Genomic DNA, 15,952 nt, shown 5'->3' with positions numbered 1-15,952 from the left:
CTAGTAGACTGAGGTGTATGACTACTCAGGCTTTTTCTCCCGAAGTGTATTCGCGCCGGCTCGCGGCCGCGCAAGAAGCGGCCGCCCAGCAGGGCATTGACCTTTTGCTGATTGGCACCGGCCCCGATTTCGCCTACCTGACCGGTTCGTGGGTATCGTCCCACGAACGCCTGACGGTGCTGGCGGTTCCGCAGAGCGGTACCCCGTGGATTGTCTCGCCGAATACGGATATTACGGATATTAAATCGGCGCCCGTCGGCAAGCTCGATGTGGAGCTGCGCGGGTGGAATGACGGCGATAATCCCTACGAGCTCGCCCTCAAGGGCGCTGCGCCGATCAAGAAGGTCGCTCTGGGCCAATCCCTGACTGCGGACCACATCCTGCAGTTCCAGGCGCTCGTGCCCGAGGCGGATTACGTCCTTGCCACCTACGCTCTCGCGGAGCTGTTTACCCGCAAGGACGAGGCGGAAATCGCAGAGCTGCGCAAGGCCGGCCAGGCCATCGACGCCGTGCACGCCCAGGTTCCTGAGCTTCTGCAGCCCGGCCGTACCGAGGCCGAGGTGGCGCACGAACTGGAAAAGCTCATCCTCGAAGAACATTCCATCATTGACTTCGTCATCGTGGGTTCTGGCCCGAATGGCGCCAATCCGCACCACAGCTTCTCTGACCGGAAGCTATCTGCGGGCGAGCCCGTCGTCGTGGATCTCGGGGGCACCTTGCCCTCCGGCTACCATTCCGATTGCACCCGCACCTACGTCGTAGGCGGCGATCTCAGCCAGGCACCGCAGGACTTCCAGGACGCTTATGCGGTGCTTTACGATGCCCAAGCGGCCGCCCGCGCCGCCGCCAAGCCCGGCAGCACGGCCGAGGAAATCGACGCAGTTGCGAGGAAAGCTATTGCCGATGCCGGCTGGGGCGATAAATTCGTCCACCGCACCGGCCACGGAATTGGTCTCTCGACCCACGAGGAGCCCTTCATCATGGAGGGAAATGACCTAGCGCTGGAAGAGGGGATGGCCTTTTCTATTGAGCCGGGTATTTACCTAGAAGGCCAGTGGGGCATGCGCCTAGAAGACATCGTGGTACTTACCAAGGATGGATACGAGTCCCTCAACGTCGTTGAACGCGAAGTGCGCTAAGTGGCTGGCGTACTGATCCTAGGCGGGCGCAGCGATATCGGCGGTGAAATCGCCCGTCGCGTGGCCTGCGGCAACGACATCGTCCTCGCCGCGCGCGGGACGCACGGGCTTGAGGAGGTAACCTCTCAGCTAGAGGCCGCAGGTGCACGCAGCGTCCACCAGCTATCCTTTGATGCGGAGGATTTCTCCCAGCACCGCCAGATCTTTGCCGAGGCCAAGGAACGCGTTGGCGCCATTGAGCTGACTGTGGTCGCCTTCGGCATCCTAGGGGATCAAGATAAGGCGGAAACCGATCCGTCCCACGCAGCACAAATCGCCACTATCGACTACACCGCCCAGGTCTCCGTGTTAACGGTGGCGGCGCAGTCGATGCCGCGCGGCCATATCGTGGCCTTTTCCTCCATCGCTGGCTGGCGGGCCCGCCGCGCCAATTATGTCTACGGTTCCACCAAGGCCGGGCTGGATGCATTTTGCCAGGGCCTTGCGGACAGGCTGCACGGCAGCGGGCTTGGGCTGATTACCGCGCGCCCCGGGTTCGTCATCGGATCCATGACCCAAGGAATGAAGCCGGCGCCGCTATCGGTGCGGCCAGGCGATGTCGCCGATGCCGTCGTTGCTTGCATAGACAACGACGACCGCCGCGGTCAGGCACGCAGCCACACCCTGTGGATCCCGAAGGCCCTGCAGGCTTTGGCCTGGGTCATGCGGCTCGTGCCCCGGCCGGTGTGGCGGCACATGCCGCGTTAGTCCGCCTCGCCCTCCCGCAGCAGGGGCGAGTTGATGTCGAAGATGAAACCGCGCGGGGCGAGCACGCGAAGGACGACCTCGGCATCGCCCTCTGCGATGTCGTGAAAGACGAGACCTCCCCACGGGGTGACCGTGATGTCCACCTCGAGCTGGCCGATAAGCTGCGCGAACTGCGCCGGTATGGCGCCTTGATAGACGCCTGCGCCAAGGTCGACCACGCCTTCTGCCTGGTGCTCATCCAACCAACCAATGGGCCCAGGTTCTGCGGCGAGTTCCGCACCAGCCGGCCCGGTGGCCTTCGCCCCCGTGCCCTTCGCCTCAGTGCCTTTCGCTTCGGTACCCTTCGCCTCGGTGCGCAAGGCACCGAGGCGCTGGAGGTGGGTTGCGGCATCGGCAAGCGAGAGGCCCGCGGTCGGGCTGTTAGTGGCGGGGGACTGGGTGATGTTTAGGGTGGCATCGTCAAGCAGCTGCATACTCACCTGCGCGGCAGAGGCCGGCAGATCGTCGGCGGGAGTAGTAATCGCGAGCGACTCCAAGCCCGGCTGTTCGGTATTCAGGTGCGTGGTCAGCTGGCGCGCGGCTTGCTTCGCCGCGGCAGAAAGGGGAGAGGCCAGCACAGGAATGTGGAAGCTCTGCAGCTCTAATTTATCCAGCTCCGCCGCAAGCTGGGCCTTGTCTGTAATTCCCCGCAACTCGATGGCGGAATTAGAGCTAATGTAGACGCTGCCATCGGCCCAGTGCGCCGCGCAATAACCCAAATGGATCCAATCATTGGGGCTGGTAAAACCGCCCACAACGTGCAGGCGCAGGCAAGTGCCGGATCCGGGTTGCTGGAAAAATTTGGGGTAATGCATAGCTTGCCAGTGTAGCCGGTGAGAAGCCCTGCGCCGGAAACGAGTGTTGCCAGCATATCGTCAGCTTTGCTCGTTAAACTGGAAGCTATGCCGTTTTTATATTTCGTCCTCTATATGCTGGCGGAAACCCTAGCGTTTTGGGCCGTCGCCGAGTGGATTGGCCTCTTTTGGGCGTTCATTGCTCTATTCATCACCATGTTCTTTGGTATGTCCATCGCAGGCATTGAGGTGCGCCGGTTGATGGGTAAACAGGTAGAACAGGCTGGTGACGGGACCTACTACGTCCGCGATAACGACATGGGGAAAACCGCCGGGAATGTGGGCCTAACCTTGGCCGGTGGCATGTTGCTGTCCCTGCCTGGGTTTTTGACCAGTTTTATTGGTATCTTGCTCATCTTCGCCCCAACGCGGTCGCTGTTTCGAAAGTTTATGGCCGTATCCATCTACCGCAAGGTGGAGAAGATGGGTGTGCGCATTTACGAGGCATCGCCCATGGCACAGCAGCACGATAGCTATGGCAATTTTGGATCCTTTGGGCAGGCCTCGGGCCAATCTTTTGGGCAATCGTCTGGTGAGAGCGATTCCCACGAAGTTATCGACGAAGAAGAGCTGCGCAACTGGTCCGAAAACCTGGATCCTGATGACTTCGGTCCCCGCGGCGATGGCAATTCGCAGGACGGAAAATAAGTGGCGATATTTTTCGCCCGCCTCGTCATAGCGGGCATATCTGGTGCGCTGACCTTTACCGCTCTTGAGCCGCGCGGCTGGTGGTGGGGTGCGATCATTGGCATCGCCCTGCTGTATGTGAGCCTCATGCCTTGGCGTGGGCGACAGGTGCGCGGGGCCACAGGCGCGCTTTTGGCGGTGGCGCACGGGCTGATTCTGTACTTGCTGAGCCTGCCCTGGATTGGCGAGTTGGTAGGGACCGTGCCCTATGCGGCGCTTGCCATCTGGCTTTCGGTATATGCCATCCTTTTAGGGATATTCGGGGCCTCTGTGGCGCGGTGGCGATATGGATTTCTGGTCTTTCCCTTCGTGTACCTCGCCGTGGAGGTCCTTCGTTCCTCGGTGCCTTTTGGCGGTTTCCCTTGGGTCAAACTGGCGTGGGGACAAATCGAAGGGCCCTTAGCCAATCTCGCGCCGTGGGGTGGGACCTCGCTGATTACGGTGGCAACGGCATTGTGTGCTTGCGGCCTTGCCGGCTTATTGCTGCGCGGCGGGCGGGTAAAGATTGCCGCTGGCGCCGCCCTTATTCTCCCGCTCATCGTTGGACTAGCGGCCGGGCGTGGCATCGATCCTGCCGATACCAAGGTTGGCGATACCAAGGTGGCGGCCATTCAAGGTAACGTGCCGCGCAGCGGTCTGGACTTCGCCGGGCAGCGTCGCGCGGTACTAAATAACCACGTTCAGGAAACGGAGAAGCTCGCGCGCCGCGAAGACGATATAGATCTGGTGATCTGGCCGGAAAATTCTTCCGATATTGATCCTTTCCGCGATGGGGAAGCAGCCCAAGCCATTAGCGGTGCCGTAGATGCCATCGACGCGCCAGTGTTGGTCGGTACCGCCACCCGCGATGAGGTGGGCGCGCGCAATACCATGCAAGTCTTTACCCCCGGCCATGGTGTGGGCGATCACCACCATAAGAAGTACCTGCAACCGTTCGGTGAGACGATGCCCATGCGGGACTTCTTCGCGCATTTCTCGGACTACGTCGATCTCGCCGGAGATTTCAAGGCAGGGGATGGGCCCGGTGTGGTCTCCATGAATTCCGTCGCGGTAGGTGTGGCGACCTGTTATGAGGTCTCCTTCGATAATGCCTTCCATGAATCCGTCAAAAACGGCGCGCAGATTCTGACGACGCCTACCAATAACGCCACGTTTGGCTTTTCCGATATGACGTACCAGCAGCTGGCCATGAGCAGGCTGCGCGCCCTTGAAACCGACCGCGCCGTCGTGGTTGCAGCCACCTCCGGGGTGTCCGCCCTCGTGCACCCAGACGGCAGCGTGAGCCAATCCACGGAGCTTTTTGAGCCCGCGGCACTGGTAGAACGCCTGCCACTGAAAACCGGCGAAACATTTTCGGTGCGCTACGGTTCGCTCATGCAGTGGCTGATGGTTATTATTGGTACCGTCTGCGCACTCATTGCCGTGCGTACTAACCGATTGGGTCGTACACCTCGCGGTGTCGGCGCTAAAGAAAAGTAGGAGCATTAATTACTGTGAGCACTCTTGATTCTGCGACGCTGGTTATCATCCCAACGTATAACGAGATTGAAAACCTTCCCCTGATTACCGGCCGCGTCCGCGAGGCGCTGCCAGAGGTTCACATCCTCGTTGTGGATGATAATTCCCCCGACGGCACCGGCGAGAAGGCCGATGCTTTCGCAGCAGAAGATGACCACATTCACGTGCTGCACCGCGAGGGCAAGGGCGGCCTTTTGGGCGCTTATATCGCCGGCTTCGAATGGGGCCTGGAGCGCGACTACCAGGTCCTTTGTGAGATGGATGCCGATGGCTCCCACGCCCCAGAACAGCTGCACTTGCTGTTGGAGGAGATTGACAAGGGCGCGGACCTAGTCATCGGTTCCCGCTACGTGCCGGGCGGCGAGACCGTCAATTGGCCGGCATCCCGCGAGTACCTGTCCCGCTTGGGCAACCTCTACATCTCTTTCGCGCTCGGAACCGACCTGTCCGATATGACCGCCGGCTACCGTGCCTTCCGCCGCGAGCTTTTGGAAGATATCGACTTTGATGAGCTGTCCAAGGCCGGCTATATCTTCCAGGTGGACTTGGCCTTCCGCGCGGTCAAGGCTGGATACGATATCCGCGAGGTGCCCATCACCTTCACCGAGCGCGAGTACGGTGAGTCCAAGCTGGATGGTTCCTTTGTCAAGGACTCCCTCTTCGAGGTAACCAAGTGGGGCGTGGCCCACCGCGCGGAGCAGGTGAAGGATTTTGCCGGCGAGATGTCCAAGCTGGCGGACCACGAGGTCAAATACGGCTCCGTTCACAATGCTGGTCAGAAGGCCCGCAACGGTGTCGGTTGGGCCACCAATTTGGCCAATGAGCTGGGATACTTGGTCAAGCACCAGGTGGGCCAGCTAACTAAGAAGAAGTAATCTAGGCAGCATTAAAGCCCGTACCCCGTGCCAAAATGGCAGTCAGGGTACGGGCTTTAATTAATTCCGTCTTCGCCTTTAAGACTTCTTCTGCTGTTCTTGCTCCTTGAGGAGGCGAGCAGCGGTCCGGCGGCGGGAACGCAGGTGGTTAATGCGCTCTTCCAAAAGCTCATCGAGTTCCTCGATGGAACGGCGCTCCCGCAGCATATCCCAGTGGGTGCGCGGTGGCTTGATGGGCTTAGCTTCCACGCCTTCACCCTCTACGAGGTGGCCCAGCTTGCCATTCTTGCACATCCACTCTTCAGGGATTTCTGCCTCATGTGCAAAGGGCACCTCATAAATCTCACCATCGTCCGTGCGGTATTTCACCATCTGGCGCGGTGCGAGGTCGTGGTCGCGGTCAGTTTCGTAGCTGACTGCACCCATACGGCTGCCACGGAGTACGCGATCTGCCATGCAACATCATCCTTTTCAAAGAGATCCCTGATTGACGGCGATAGTTTCGCCTAAGAGCTATTTATTATAACGAACACCCACGCGGTATTGTTCCCAGCCCGCCGTTTAATGGACTAAAGTGTATCTAGTGATCCGTACAGCTAGTCGTGAAAGCAATGTCGGTTCCTGCCAGTGGTGCGGAAAGGATATTGACCAAGGCGGTAGGGGACGACCACGTAAGTTTTGCAGCGCCTCGTGCAAACAGCGTGCTTATGAACAAAGAAACAATGTTAGTGGCACGGATATTCCTGCCGATGCAGTAATCTTGAGCCCAGATAAAGTGCAAGGCTTGCGCGACGGCCTTTTTGAGTTGCGGTGTTCCGCAGAAGACATTCAAACTGCCGCAAAAGAAGGCGCGAGCGCGGAAGAGCTTTCCAGTCTGTGTGAGGAGCTTATTTCGCTGGCTCGGCGTTTAGAAGGACTTCGATAGTAGATGAAAAAGCTTTTTTATAACCGGAAACTCGTCGTTTCCATCTTCGTGGTTTTAATTCTCGTGCTTACCGCCGTAGCGATCGGCCCGATTGTGTACTCGCTTTTCAAAAGCGGCGGCGTCAAGACGGAGCCCGTGACTGCCGATGGCGCCAAGGCAGCCTCAACGCTGGTCGACGGTTCCTGGTCTGTGGCCAAGGGCCGCGCCGATAACCACACCTCGGTGGGCTTTACCTTCGACGAGGTTCTGCCGGCAGAGAGGACGTCCACCTCTGGGTCGACCACGGAGGTCACCGGCCAGGCGGAGATTTCCGATTCCACGCTGGAATCCGCCACCATAACGGTGAATATGGATTCCTTGACCACGGATAAGAAAGTCCGCGACCAAAATATGAAGTCCAAGCTCTTTAAGACCTCAGACTTCCCAGAATCGTCCTTCACGCTTACCAAGCCCGTCTCACTTGCCGATGTTCCCGAAGACGGCACCATAGGCTCCGTTAAGCTCACCGGTGACCTCATGATCAAGGACAAGACGCAGGAAATCACCCATGAGTTCGATGTTTTGCGCGACGGCGACGATATCGTCATTGGCGGCGATATTCCGATTAACCGCTTGGACTACAACGTGGAGACGCCAGACATGCTGGCGGCTAAGGTTGCCGAGGACGGCGAGATCAACCTGCGCATCTGCTTGAATAAGGACTAAACCGTGAATTCTCGACGTTTAATTCCCGTGCTTTGGTTCCGTCATAGCTTTCTCGATTTTCGTCGCGGTCCAACAGATGTGGCTAGTCACGGCGGTTGCAGCATTGCTGGCGGTGTTAACCATCTGGCAGCTGTGGAGCGCCTACAAAAACCAATAGCGTTATTTTAACGTCACTGTGACTAAATACCGGGGTATAAGTGTGCCAAGGTCCAGCGGCAGGAAAGGACCGCCTGAAGCGAATCTCGACTCAATCGGACGTCCGAGCCGTCCGGAGCCGTGGCGTGCCGCCTGCCAGACACTCCACACAAGCCTCGTCGAAACGATTTCTCAAGCCAGGCTCGCTTCAGGAATCTAAACTCTGGCCACTGAGGAGCCGAAGTCGCAGAAGCTTTGACGCTCTCAAGACCTTAGCGCGCAGCAACAGGTAGGCCAGCCAACATCCCAGACCGAATCCACGGACCTAAGGGGTTACACTCAAGCCGCCCTCAACTTAACCAGCAGATCTCCATAATTGTCCGATAATGTACATTATGTCATTTTAGATCCGTAGAAGTCCCTCCCATCGTGCCGCGGCCCTTAATCCAAGAATGGTCCAGCCACTCCAGGCGCGCCGCTCTGGGCGCAGTTTGTTCCAAATTTACAAATAGTGCCCTTCACAAGGCCCAAATCGGCTTACTATTTGCAAAAACGCATCACGCCATGCCAGCGCATCACCGTGGCAACCCGCACCATGCCAACGCATCACCGTGGCAACCCGCACCATGCCAACGCATCACCGTGGCAACCCGCACCGAACACACCCACACACCACATACACCAAACGTGCAACGCCCAAGGCCAACACATATGCTGGGACTCATGACTATTCAACGCGTTGTCACTAAGCCTTCCCGCGCCGCCCTTTTCTTGGTCTTGAACATTGCAGAAGGCGGCGAGCAAGCCACTCGGGACATGCTCTCCGCATTTGGCGATACCTTCAAGTCCGTCAATTTCCGCCATAACGAGGGCGAGCTGTACACGGTCGTTGGCATCGGCGCCAACATGTGGCCACGCCTCACCAGCGCTCCCCGCCCGGACAAGCTCAAGGAGTTCGAGCCGCTCCAGGGAACGTACAAGGCGCCTTCCACGCCCGGTGATATCCTGCTGCATTTCCGCGCGAATACCTATGACCTCTGCCACGAGATGGCGCGCCAGGTCTTGCGCCAGCTGGGCGATGCCGCCACCGTCGTCGATGAGACCCAGGGCTTCAAGTACTTGGACCAGCGCGACCTCCTAGGCTTTGTGGATGGCACCGCCAATCCCCTCCCCGAGGAAGCTCTAGAGACAGTGCTGCTTGCCGATGACGCCGATTATCCCCGCGGCTCCTACGTCACAGTGCAAAAATACACCCATGACCTAGATAAGTGGAGCGGTATCAGCACCGAAGAGCAGGAACGCGTTATCGGGCGTACCAAGGCCGATGACGTGGAGCTCGATGAGGATGCGCAGCCATCAAATTCCCACGTGGCTCTCAACGACCTCGAGGAGGATATCTACCGAGAAAACATGGTCTTCGGTTCCTTTGCCTCAGGCGAGATGGGCACTTACTTCATCGGGTACGCCAAGGACCCAGAAGATATCAACGAGCGTTTACGCAGTATGTTCATCGGCGATCCCGAGGGCAATTATGACCGAATCCTGGACTTCTCCACGGCCTTGACCGGTACGAACTTTTTCGTCCCGAGCGTTGAACTGCTGGACGAATTTGATGAGCTTCCGCAATAAAAATCCTAGCGGCGCCCGCCGCGATTGCGGTGGGTCAGTCCGAATTGGACGGAGTCTATCATCCCGAGGCTCATGAGCGCCTCACGAAGCGCGAATTGGAAGGTCCATAACCTGCGGAAAACCGGATCAAAGCCGGCAGCGGCGGCCTCGCGAAGATGCCCATCAAAAAAGGATCGCTGCTGGCGCAGGGATTCGATATAGTGGCTGCCCACGTGCGTTTCGGACACGATGCGCAAGTGCGAGTTCTTATCCACTAGCCGGTGCACGTCCATGGTCAGCGGATAGTCGAGTCCTGGCCAGATATAGGCCCGCATGGCCTGCAAGGATGCTCGGGCAGCCTCCGACATGGACTCGGTGGCCACGATGGATTGAAAAGCCGCCCGACCGTTTGCGGTAAGGAATCGGTCAAGGACCCGGATATATGCCTTGCGCTCCCGCGGGCTTAATTGCTCGAACTTTTCCACGCTGATGATCGCATCGTAGTGCCCGCGCCATTGCTTCGGGCTCGGAACGGGATCCGGAATCCGCTCTATGTGGATAGAGTCTTCCGTTCCAGCAAAGACAAGTGCCTCACGCATCTGGGTGATCTGTTCAACATCGCTGGTCAGGACATCGGCAGTGGCGCGGCGCTTGGTAGCGCGTATCGCGGCCTGCATCCCGGCCGCGGGATAAACCAGAAGGTGGGTACCGGCGCCGGTGCGGGTGGCATCGAGAAGCCAATCTGCTGCCCTACGCTGCGCCTCACCTAAGTCGTCCCGGTCCACATTGGTGGGTTCGCTCACCGTGGTGACATCGACAAAGTGGCTCTTTGGTTCCCGGCTTCCGGCTTTCGGGGTAAAGCTTTCGACCGTTTCCCGGATCGTCGTCGGCACGCCGCTGGAGAAGATCCCACCGACGTGGCTTAACCCATCGCCAGCATAGAGGCGCACTAGGTCGAGAGGCAGCTCCCCTGGCTCTGAATCTCCTACTCTAACCCCCTGTGGCTTGGGAAGATACCCCACCTGCAGGAGCTTGCCTAAAACCTTCACCAATTGAGTGGAGGATGCGACGGTCCACTCGCCTGCCATATAGCTTTCGGCAAAACCTAACCAGCCCGTGGCGGCGATTCGCTCGAATAACGCATCGTGGCCCACCTTTAAATCGGGGCCGCCTGCTGCATCGAGTTCCAGCTCCAAACCGGCATTATCGCAGGTCTTGGCAAATTCTGCCTCGGCCCTGCGGGATTTTAGCGTCGCCCAGCGCTGCGATGGCACGGTCGCGATATTGGGCCACGTCTCCACGTCGATGGAGCGTAGATGCTCGGGGGTGGAAAAACTCATGGTTTGGGGAGCGCTCCTGGGTGCAAGGGTCACGGTTGGGCTTATTTTAGTCAGTTTCTGAGCGGTTTCGGTCGAGGCACTCCGCATGAAAGGAAACCCGAATCGTATGTAAATGGGCATCAAGTATGCACGTTATGTGACAAGCGTTTACACTATACGGGTACTTAAATAAGCTTTCTCGAGGAAGGTCGCATTAATTCCATGACTGATACCCCTTATCGTCCAAACGGAAGCCGTCACCACGTCGTCGTGGTTGGCGGTGGATTTGGCGGTCTTAACACTGTGAAGAAGTTGAAGAACGCCGATGTTGAGATCACCCTCATCGATAAGAAGAACCACCACCTGTTCCAGCCAATGCTCTACCAGGTGGCTACCGGCATGATTTCCGCTGGTGAGGTTGCCCCTTCGACCCGCCAGCTGCTGCGTAACCAGGATAATGTGGACTTTGTCAACGGCAACGTGACCGACATTAACCTGGAGGACCAGACGGTTACCGCCGAGCTCGATGACTTTTCGCGCACCTACTCCTACGACTCCCTCGTGGTTGCCGCTGGTTCCAGCCAGTCGTACTTTGGCAATGACCACTTTGCGGAGTTTGCCCCTGGCATGAAGACCTTGGATGATGCCCTGGAGCTGCGTTCCCGCATCATTTCCGCTTTCGAAAAAGCTGAGCTTACCGATGACCCCGCTGAGCGCGAGCGCCTCCTCACCTTCATCATCGTCGGTGCCGGCCCAACCGGTGTGGAGCTCACCGGCCAGATCGCTGAGTTGGCCAACCGCACGCTTAGCGATGTCTACTCCACCTACGGCACCTCCGCCGCAAAGATTTACCTGCTCGACGGCGCGCCCCAGGTACTCCCACCGTTTGGCAAGCGCCTCGGCCGCCGTGCCCAGCGCACCCTGGAGAAGGAAGGCGTCAACGTTCGCCTGAACGCCATGGTGACAGATGTCAACGAAGACTCCGTGACCTACAAGAACATGAAGACCGAGGAAGAGGTCACCCTCGAGGGTGCGACCAAGATCTGGTCCGCCGGTGTTGCCGCTTCCCCATTGGGCAAGATGGTCGCTGATCAAGCTGGCGTCGAGGCTGACCGCGCGGGCCGCGTCTCCGTCAACGATGACATGACCGTTGGTGACTTCAACAACGTCTACATCATCGGTGACATGATGTCCCTGAACCGCCTGCCGGGTTTGGCACAGGTGGCAATTCAGGGTGGCGAGCACGTCGCCAAGCTCATCGAGACCAAGGTGGACGAGGAGTCCACGGCCGATGAAAAGGAGCCATTCGAGTACTTCGACAAGGGCTCGATGGCCATCGTGACCCGCTTCAATGCCGTCGTGAAGCTGGGCAAGACCGAATTCTCAGGCTTCCCGGGCTGGTTGGCATGGTTGGCCCTGCACCTGACCTACGTCGTTGGCCTGCGCAGCCGCTTGGCCGTATTGGTCAACTGGGCGGCGAATATCCTCTCCCGCAACCGCGGCAACCTGGAGATTACTACCCAGCAGCGCATCGCCCGCAGCCTCATCGATGAGGCAGAAGAAGAGAAGAACTAAATTCTCCTCGGCACCAGCCGCCGTCCTACTACCCCGCAACGGGGCTGTGGGCGGCGGCTTTTGTGGTTTTCGTTCCTATTTTCCCATTTTTGTTAGGCTTGGGCAGTACAACATGGGGTGCCACGCAGTGGCTGAGATATACCCATTGAACCTGCTCTCAGTTAGAACTAGCGAAGGGATTGTTGTGGATTGTTCATTTCTCCGTGCCCACAATGCGGTGCGCGATACCGCTCCACTTATTCAGTGCTTGACCAATAAGGTCGTCAGCAATATTTCTGCCAACGCGCTGTTGGCCATCGGCGCCAGCCCAGCGATGGTAGATACTCCAGATGAGTCGCAAGATTTTGCGAAGATCGCCAGTGGCGTGCTTATCAATTGCGGAACCCCGAATTCCGAACAATACGACGGCATGCGAGAGGCAATCGCCGGTGCGACCGCAGCTGGAAATCCGTGGGTCCTCGATCCCGTCGGCGCGGGTGGTCTGCAAAAGCGCACTGAGTTCATGCACGAAGTCTTGCCGCAGCGCCCGACGGCGATTCGCGGCAATGCTTCCGAGATCATAGCTCTAGCAGGAACCGGAGCCGGCGGGCGCGGCGTGGAGTCCACCGATGGCGTAGAGGCGGCACTGGAACCGGCACTCAAATTGTCCCGCGAGACTGGTGCCGTTGTTGCAGTGTCTGGCCCCACGGATCTCATCGTGCAGGCAGGCGAATCGCCGAGGGCGGTAAGCCTCGAGTCCGGGCACCCGATGCTGCAAAACGTCATCGGCACGGGTTGTTCGCTGGGCGCCATCTGCGCGGCTTACCTGGCAGCGTGGGAGGATCCATTCGCAGCGATCATCGCAGCACATGCGCATGTGGGGGCCGCGGGCAGCGTTGCCGCGGAGAAATCCTCGGCGCCCGGCTCCTTTGCGGTTGCCTGGCTCGATGCGCTGCATGAACTGTCGACCGATGGAATCAAGAAGCGGATCTCTGCCTCCGAGGTCGCAGACATTGCGGGGCTGTCATGAGCATCGATTGGACGCTGTACCTCATCACAGATCCTGAGCTCGCCGGCGGGCGGGACAAGGTCGTTCCCATCGTACAAGAGGCAGTGCTCGGCGGGGCTACCGTCGTACAATTGCGCGATAAGGAGGCCAGCGACGAGGAGGTGGAGGCTACCGCCCGCGAGCTCATGAAGGTCTTAGGCGATGTACCGCTTTTTATCAATGACCGCGTCGAGGTAGCGGCCAGGGTGGGCTGCCACCTGCACATTGGCCAAAACGATATGGATTTACACCAAGCACGCGCGCTGCTCGGCCCCGATAAGCTCATCGGGCTTTCGGTGGGGACACGGGAAGAGTTGGACGCCATTGACCCGCAGGAGGCCCCCGATGTCATTGGCATCGGCCCGGTTTATTCGACGGCGACCAAGACGAATGCGCCAGCGGGAATCGGCGCTGAGGCAGCCAGGCGCCTTGCCACCGCGGCGCGCGAACGCGGCATCGAGTCCGTCGCTATCGGCGGCATCAAGGCGCACAATGCCCACGAACTTTCTGCAAGCGACTTCGCAGGGATCTGCGTGGTCAGCGACATCATGGCTGCTGGTGACCCGGCAGCGGCAGCACACAACCTAAAGGAGGCCTACCGTGGCTAAAGGAACCTACCCCCGTATTCTCTCGATTGCTGGAACCGATCCCACAGGCGGAGCCGGCATCCAGGCCGATCTGAAGTCCATCGCCGCCGCGGGCGGGTATGGAATGAGCGTGGTCACCGCGCTGGTGGCCCAAAATACCCAGGGTGTGCGCAGCGTCCACGTCCCGCCGCTGGATTTCCTGCAGAAGCAGCTGGATTCGGTCCGCGAAGACGTTGACATCGATGCCATCAAGATCGGCATGCTTGCCGATGCCCCCATCACCGACCTCGTATCCACGTTCCTCGACCAGATCGACCCGTCCGTCCCCGTGGTCTTGGACCCAGTCATGGTGGCCACCAGCGGCGACCGCCTCTTGGAGCCTGAGGCGGAAAAGGCGGTGCGCGAGCTGTGCTCCCGTGCTGATGTCATCACGCCCAACCTCAAGGAGCTAGCCGTGCTGACGCAGACGGAGGAAGCCACGGATTTGGACCGTGCCATCGAGGTGGCTAAGGCGTGGGCCGCTGAGGCGGATACGGCGGTCATCGTCAAGGGCGGGCACCTTGACTCGGCGATTGCCGATAACGCCGTGGTCACTCCCGATGGCAAGGTTCACCGCGTGGAATCGGCCCGAGTGCAGACCAAGAATACCCACGGCACGGGCTGCTCCCTCTCCTCTGCCCTAGCAACGCGGCTTGGCGCAGGCGATGATGCGGCGGCCGCCCTAGAGTGGTCGACGGACTGGCTGCACGAGGCGATTGCTAATGCGGATGCGCTGAGCGTCGGCAAGGGCAGCGGGCCGGTAGACCACCTGCACCGCTCGCAGCGCTTGATGCGGGCTGCATCCTCGGTCCCGCTTCCTCACTTGGCTGGACCTTTGGAAGAGGTAGAAAATCCCGAACAGCCGCGGGTTGCCGCCGCTGGCCCGTACACGCAGCGCCTGTGGAATATCGCAGCGGAGCACTGGGAGCAGGTAAAGGCACTACCCTTCATCCAGAAGCTCGGGTCCGGAGCACTCGCCAACGATGCTTTCAGTTTCTACCTTGATCAGGATTCGCAGTACCTGGCGTCCTACTCGAAGGCCTTGGCTCGCTTGGCCAGCCAGGCACCCGATACCGCACAGCAATTGCACTGGGCGCAGGGCGCCTACGAATGCCTCGCAGAGGAGGCTGAGCTGCACCGCGGGTGGTTGAAGGATTCGGCCACCACGGCACCATCGCGGGTCACCAGCGCTTATACGGATTTTCTGATTCGCAGCACGCACACGGAAGATTATGCCGTCGGCATCGCGGCGGTACTTCCCTGCTACTGGTTGTATGCGGAGGTAGGCCTGCACTTGGCGGAATTCGACTCGCCGGATCACCCCTACCATGCCTGGTTGGAGGTCTACGGCGGCGAAGATTTCCTCGCCGGGGTGCGCGAGAGCATCAGGATTGTGGAGGAAACCTTAGAAAAGGCGAATGAGGCCACCCGTACCCGCGCCGAGCGCGCCTTTATCAGCGCCAGCATTCACGAGGTAGATTTCTTCGACCAAGCGGACCGGCGCTTTTAAGGCCTTATGCCAATAGGTCTGCGCCAGGCCTGGAAAGCACGGCGACCAAGAAGGTGGAATGCTCCGAGAATAGCTTCATGTCCCAAGAAGAGAATGTGAAGTCAACGCGGTAACCCACCTTCTGCGCCATATCGAGGAAGTCCTGGAAGTCCCAGCCGCGGCCTTCCCCAAAGCCGGTGACGAAGCGTCCGCCGGGGGTCAGCGAGTTAAAAATATTCCGCAGGGCTTCCTCGCGGCCGTCCACGGCCAAAAATCCCATGACGTTTCCCGCAGACACAGCGAGGTCAAAGGGCCCTTCAGGAACCTCTTCCGTGCACAGATCCCCGACGAACCATTCGCCGTCCGGGAAGTCATGTTCGGCGTGTTCGATCAGAATAGGGTCCACGTCGATGCCCACCACGCTGTGTCCGCGGCGCAGCAACTCCCCGCCGACGCGGCCGGTTCCACAGCCGGCGTCGAGGATGGTGGAATTGCGTTCCACCATGGCATCGACAAGCCGGGCCTCCCCATGAATGTCTTTGCCCTGCGCCTCAAGCATCTTCCATTTGCGGGCGAAATTATGGGAGTGAGCGGGATTGGCTTCGGTAACTTCTTTCCACGTAGGCATAGATTCGATTATATTACCCACCGTCGGTGTAAGCTTTACCCGCTGCGTAAAACGTG

The 15,952-nt window shown here is 59.2% G+C and carries 16 protein-coding genes and 1 riboswitch; of the genes, 12 read left to right on the top strand and 4 right to left on the bottom strand.

Going from position 1 to position 15,952, the window contains the following annotated elements; genetic code table 11:
* The first annotated feature begins 17 nt into the window (after window positions 1-17).
* Window positions 18-1,139: a M24 family metallopeptidase gene (locus QP908_RS05885; protein ID WP_284771874.1), complete on the top strand. Its 1,122-nt coding sequence runs from the start codon at window positions 18-20 to the stop codon at window positions 1,137-1,139.
* A complete protein-coding gene (locus tag QP908_RS05880) occupies window positions 1,140-1,886 on the top strand; it encodes an SDR family oxidoreductase (RefSeq protein ID WP_284771873.1) in 747 nt (248 codons plus the stop codon).
* Here QP908_RS05880 and QP908_RS05875 read toward each other — a convergent pair.
* Window positions 1,883-2,740 (bottom strand): precorrin-3B synthase, encoded by an 858-nt coding sequence (locus tag QP908_RS05875; RefSeq protein WP_284771872.1) that lies wholly within the window; start codon window positions 2,738-2,740, stop codon window positions 1,883-1,885. The genes QP908_RS05880 and QP908_RS05875 overlap by 4 nt on opposite strands.
* An 87-nt stretch (window positions 2,741-2,827) precedes the next feature.
* Between QP908_RS05875 and QP908_RS05870 the strand changes: the two genes are divergently transcribed.
* Genes QP908_RS05870 through QP908_RS05860 form a run of 3 tightly spaced genes read left to right on the top strand, consistent with a single transcriptional unit; the run spans window position 2,828 to window position 5,859 of the window.
* Window positions 2,828-3,427: an FxsA family protein gene (locus QP908_RS05870; RefSeq protein ID WP_284771871.1), complete on the top strand. Its 600-nt coding sequence runs from the start codon at window positions 2,828-2,830 to the stop codon at window positions 3,425-3,427.
* Entirely contained in the window at window positions 3,428-4,945 is a 1,518-nt protein-coding gene (gene lnt, locus QP908_RS05865) for an apolipoprotein N-acyltransferase (protein ID WP_284771870.1), read from the top strand.
* 14 nt (window positions 4,946-4,959) lie between these two features.
* On the top strand, window positions 4,960-5,859 hold the full coding sequence (locus tag QP908_RS05860) for a polyprenol monophosphomannose synthase (protein ID WP_284771869.1): 900 nt from the start codon (window positions 4,960-4,962) through the stop codon (window positions 5,857-5,859).
* Between the two features lie 78 nt (window positions 5,860-5,937).
* Here the strand turns inward: QP908_RS05860 and QP908_RS05855 are convergent, their stop codons facing one another.
* Window positions 5,938-6,315: an RNA polymerase-binding protein RbpA gene (locus QP908_RS05855; protein WP_005279221.1), complete on the bottom strand. Its 378-nt coding sequence runs from the start codon at window positions 6,313-6,315 to the stop codon at window positions 5,938-5,940.
* A 127-nt stretch (window positions 6,316-6,442) separates the two neighbouring features.
* Here QP908_RS05855 and QP908_RS05850 point away from each other — a divergent pair, with 127 nt between their 5' ends.
* From QP908_RS05850 to QP908_RS05840, 3 genes are all read left to right on the top strand, one after another.
* Window positions 6,443-6,784, top strand: coding sequence for a hypothetical protein (locus QP908_RS05850; protein WP_284771868.1), 342 nt, complete (start codon window positions 6,443-6,445; stop codon window positions 6,782-6,784).
* Window positions 6,785-6,787: 3 nt separating this feature from the next.
* Window positions 6,788-7,489: a YceI family protein gene (locus tag QP908_RS05845; RefSeq protein WP_284771867.1), complete on the top strand. Its 702-nt coding sequence runs from the start codon at window positions 6,788-6,790 to the stop codon at window positions 7,487-7,489.
* An 858-nt stretch (window positions 7,490-8,347) separates the two neighbouring features.
* Window positions 8,348-9,253, top strand: coding sequence for a Dyp-type peroxidase (locus QP908_RS05840; protein ID WP_284771866.1), 906 nt, complete (start codon window positions 8,348-8,350; stop codon window positions 9,251-9,253).
* Between the two features lie 5 nt (window positions 9,254-9,258).
* Here the strand turns inward: QP908_RS05840 and QP908_RS05835 are convergent, their stop codons facing one another.
* Window positions 9,259-10,572 carry a class I SAM-dependent methyltransferase gene (locus tag QP908_RS05835; protein WP_284771865.1) on the bottom strand — a complete coding sequence of 438 codons (1,314 nt, stop codon included), beginning with the start codon at window positions 10,570-10,572 and terminating at the stop codon, window positions 9,259-9,261.
* Between the two features lie 201 nt (window positions 10,573-10,773).
* On the opposite strand from QP908_RS05835, the gene QP908_RS05830 reads away from it, so the two are divergent.
* The 4 genes from QP908_RS05830 (at window position 10,774) to QP908_RS05815 (ending at window position 15,289) form a co-directional block, all read left to right on the top strand.
* Complete coding sequence (locus tag QP908_RS05830; protein WP_284771864.1) at window positions 10,774-12,126, top strand: NAD(P)/FAD-dependent oxidoreductase; 1,353 nt, start codon at window positions 10,774-10,776, stop codon at window positions 12,124-12,126.
* Window positions 12,127-12,229: 103 nt separating this feature from the next.
* A riboswitch (TPP riboswitch) is annotated at window positions 12,230-12,323 on the top strand.
* A complete protein-coding gene (gene thiM, locus QP908_RS05825; RefSeq protein WP_284771863.1) occupies window positions 12,311-13,135 on the top strand; it encodes a hydroxyethylthiazole kinase in 825 nt (274 codons plus the stop codon). Its footprint overlaps the riboswitch before it by 13 nt.
* The gene (thiE, locus tag QP908_RS05820) at window positions 13,132-13,761 is read left to right on the top strand and encodes a thiamine phosphate synthase (protein ID WP_284771862.1); all 630 of its coding nucleotides are present in this window, start codon (window positions 13,132-13,134) and stop codon (window positions 13,759-13,761) included. Before thiM ends, thiE begins: the two co-directional genes overlap by 4 nt.
* Entirely contained in the window at window positions 13,754-15,289 is a 1,536-nt protein-coding gene (locus tag QP908_RS05815; protein ID WP_284771861.1) for a bifunctional hydroxymethylpyrimidine kinase/phosphomethylpyrimidine kinase, read from the top strand. Before thiE ends, QP908_RS05815 begins: the two co-directional genes overlap by 8 nt.
* A 4-nt stretch (window positions 15,290-15,293) precedes the next feature.
* Here QP908_RS05815 and QP908_RS05810 read toward each other — a convergent pair whose 3' ends face one another.
* Window positions 15,294-15,896, bottom strand: a complete 603-nt coding sequence (locus QP908_RS05810; protein WP_023017516.1) for a class I SAM-dependent methyltransferase — start codon at window positions 15,894-15,896, stop codon at window positions 15,294-15,296.
* Window positions 15,897-15,952: the final 56 nt, after the last annotated feature.

Origin of the sequence: Corynebacterium sp. MSK204, assembly GCF_030229885.1 — a bacterium.
Classification (GTDB): Bacteria; Actinomycetota; Actinomycetes; order Mycobacteriales; family Mycobacteriaceae; genus Corynebacterium.
Note: the sequence above shows the minus strand (reverse complement) of the source record. Positions and strands in the feature narration are given on the sequence as shown.

Coding starts and splice junctions, on each gene's coding strand:
- QP908_RS05840 (WP_284771866.1), top strand. CDS start 8,348: ATGACTATTCAACGCGTTGTCACTAAGCCTTCCCGCGCCGCCCTTTTC.
- QP908_RS05870 (WP_284771871.1), top strand. CDS start 2,828: ATGCCGTTTTTATATTTCGTCCTCTATATGCTGGCGGAAACCCTAGCG.
- QP908_RS05845 (WP_284771867.1), top strand. CDS start 6,788: ATGAAAAAGCTTTTTTATAACCGGAAACTCGTCGTTTCCATCTTCGTG.
- QP908_RS05830 (WP_284771864.1), top strand. CDS start 10,774: ATGACTGATACCCCTTATCGTCCAAACGGAAGCCGTCACCACGTCGTC.
- QP908_RS05885 (WP_284771874.1), top strand. CDS start 18: ATGACTACTCAGGCTTTTTCTCCCGAAGTGTATTCGCGCCGGCTCGCG.
- QP908_RS05855 (WP_005279221.1), bottom strand. CDS start 6,315: ATGGCAGATCGCGTACTCCGTGGCAGCCGTATGGGTGCAGTCAGCTAC.
- QP908_RS05810 (WP_023017516.1), bottom strand. CDS start 15,896: ATGCCTACGTGGAAAGAAGTTACCGAAGCCAATCCCGCTCACTCCCAT.
- QP908_RS05835 (WP_284771865.1), bottom strand. CDS start 10,572: ATGAGTTTTTCCACCCCCGAGCATCTACGCTCCATCGACGTGGAGACG.
- thiE (WP_284771862.1), top strand. CDS start 13,132: ATGAGCATCGATTGGACGCTGTACCTCATCACAGATCCTGAGCTCGCC.
- QP908_RS05875 (WP_284771872.1), bottom strand. CDS start 2,740: ATGCATTACCCCAAATTTTTCCAGCAACCCGGATCCGGCACTTGCCTG.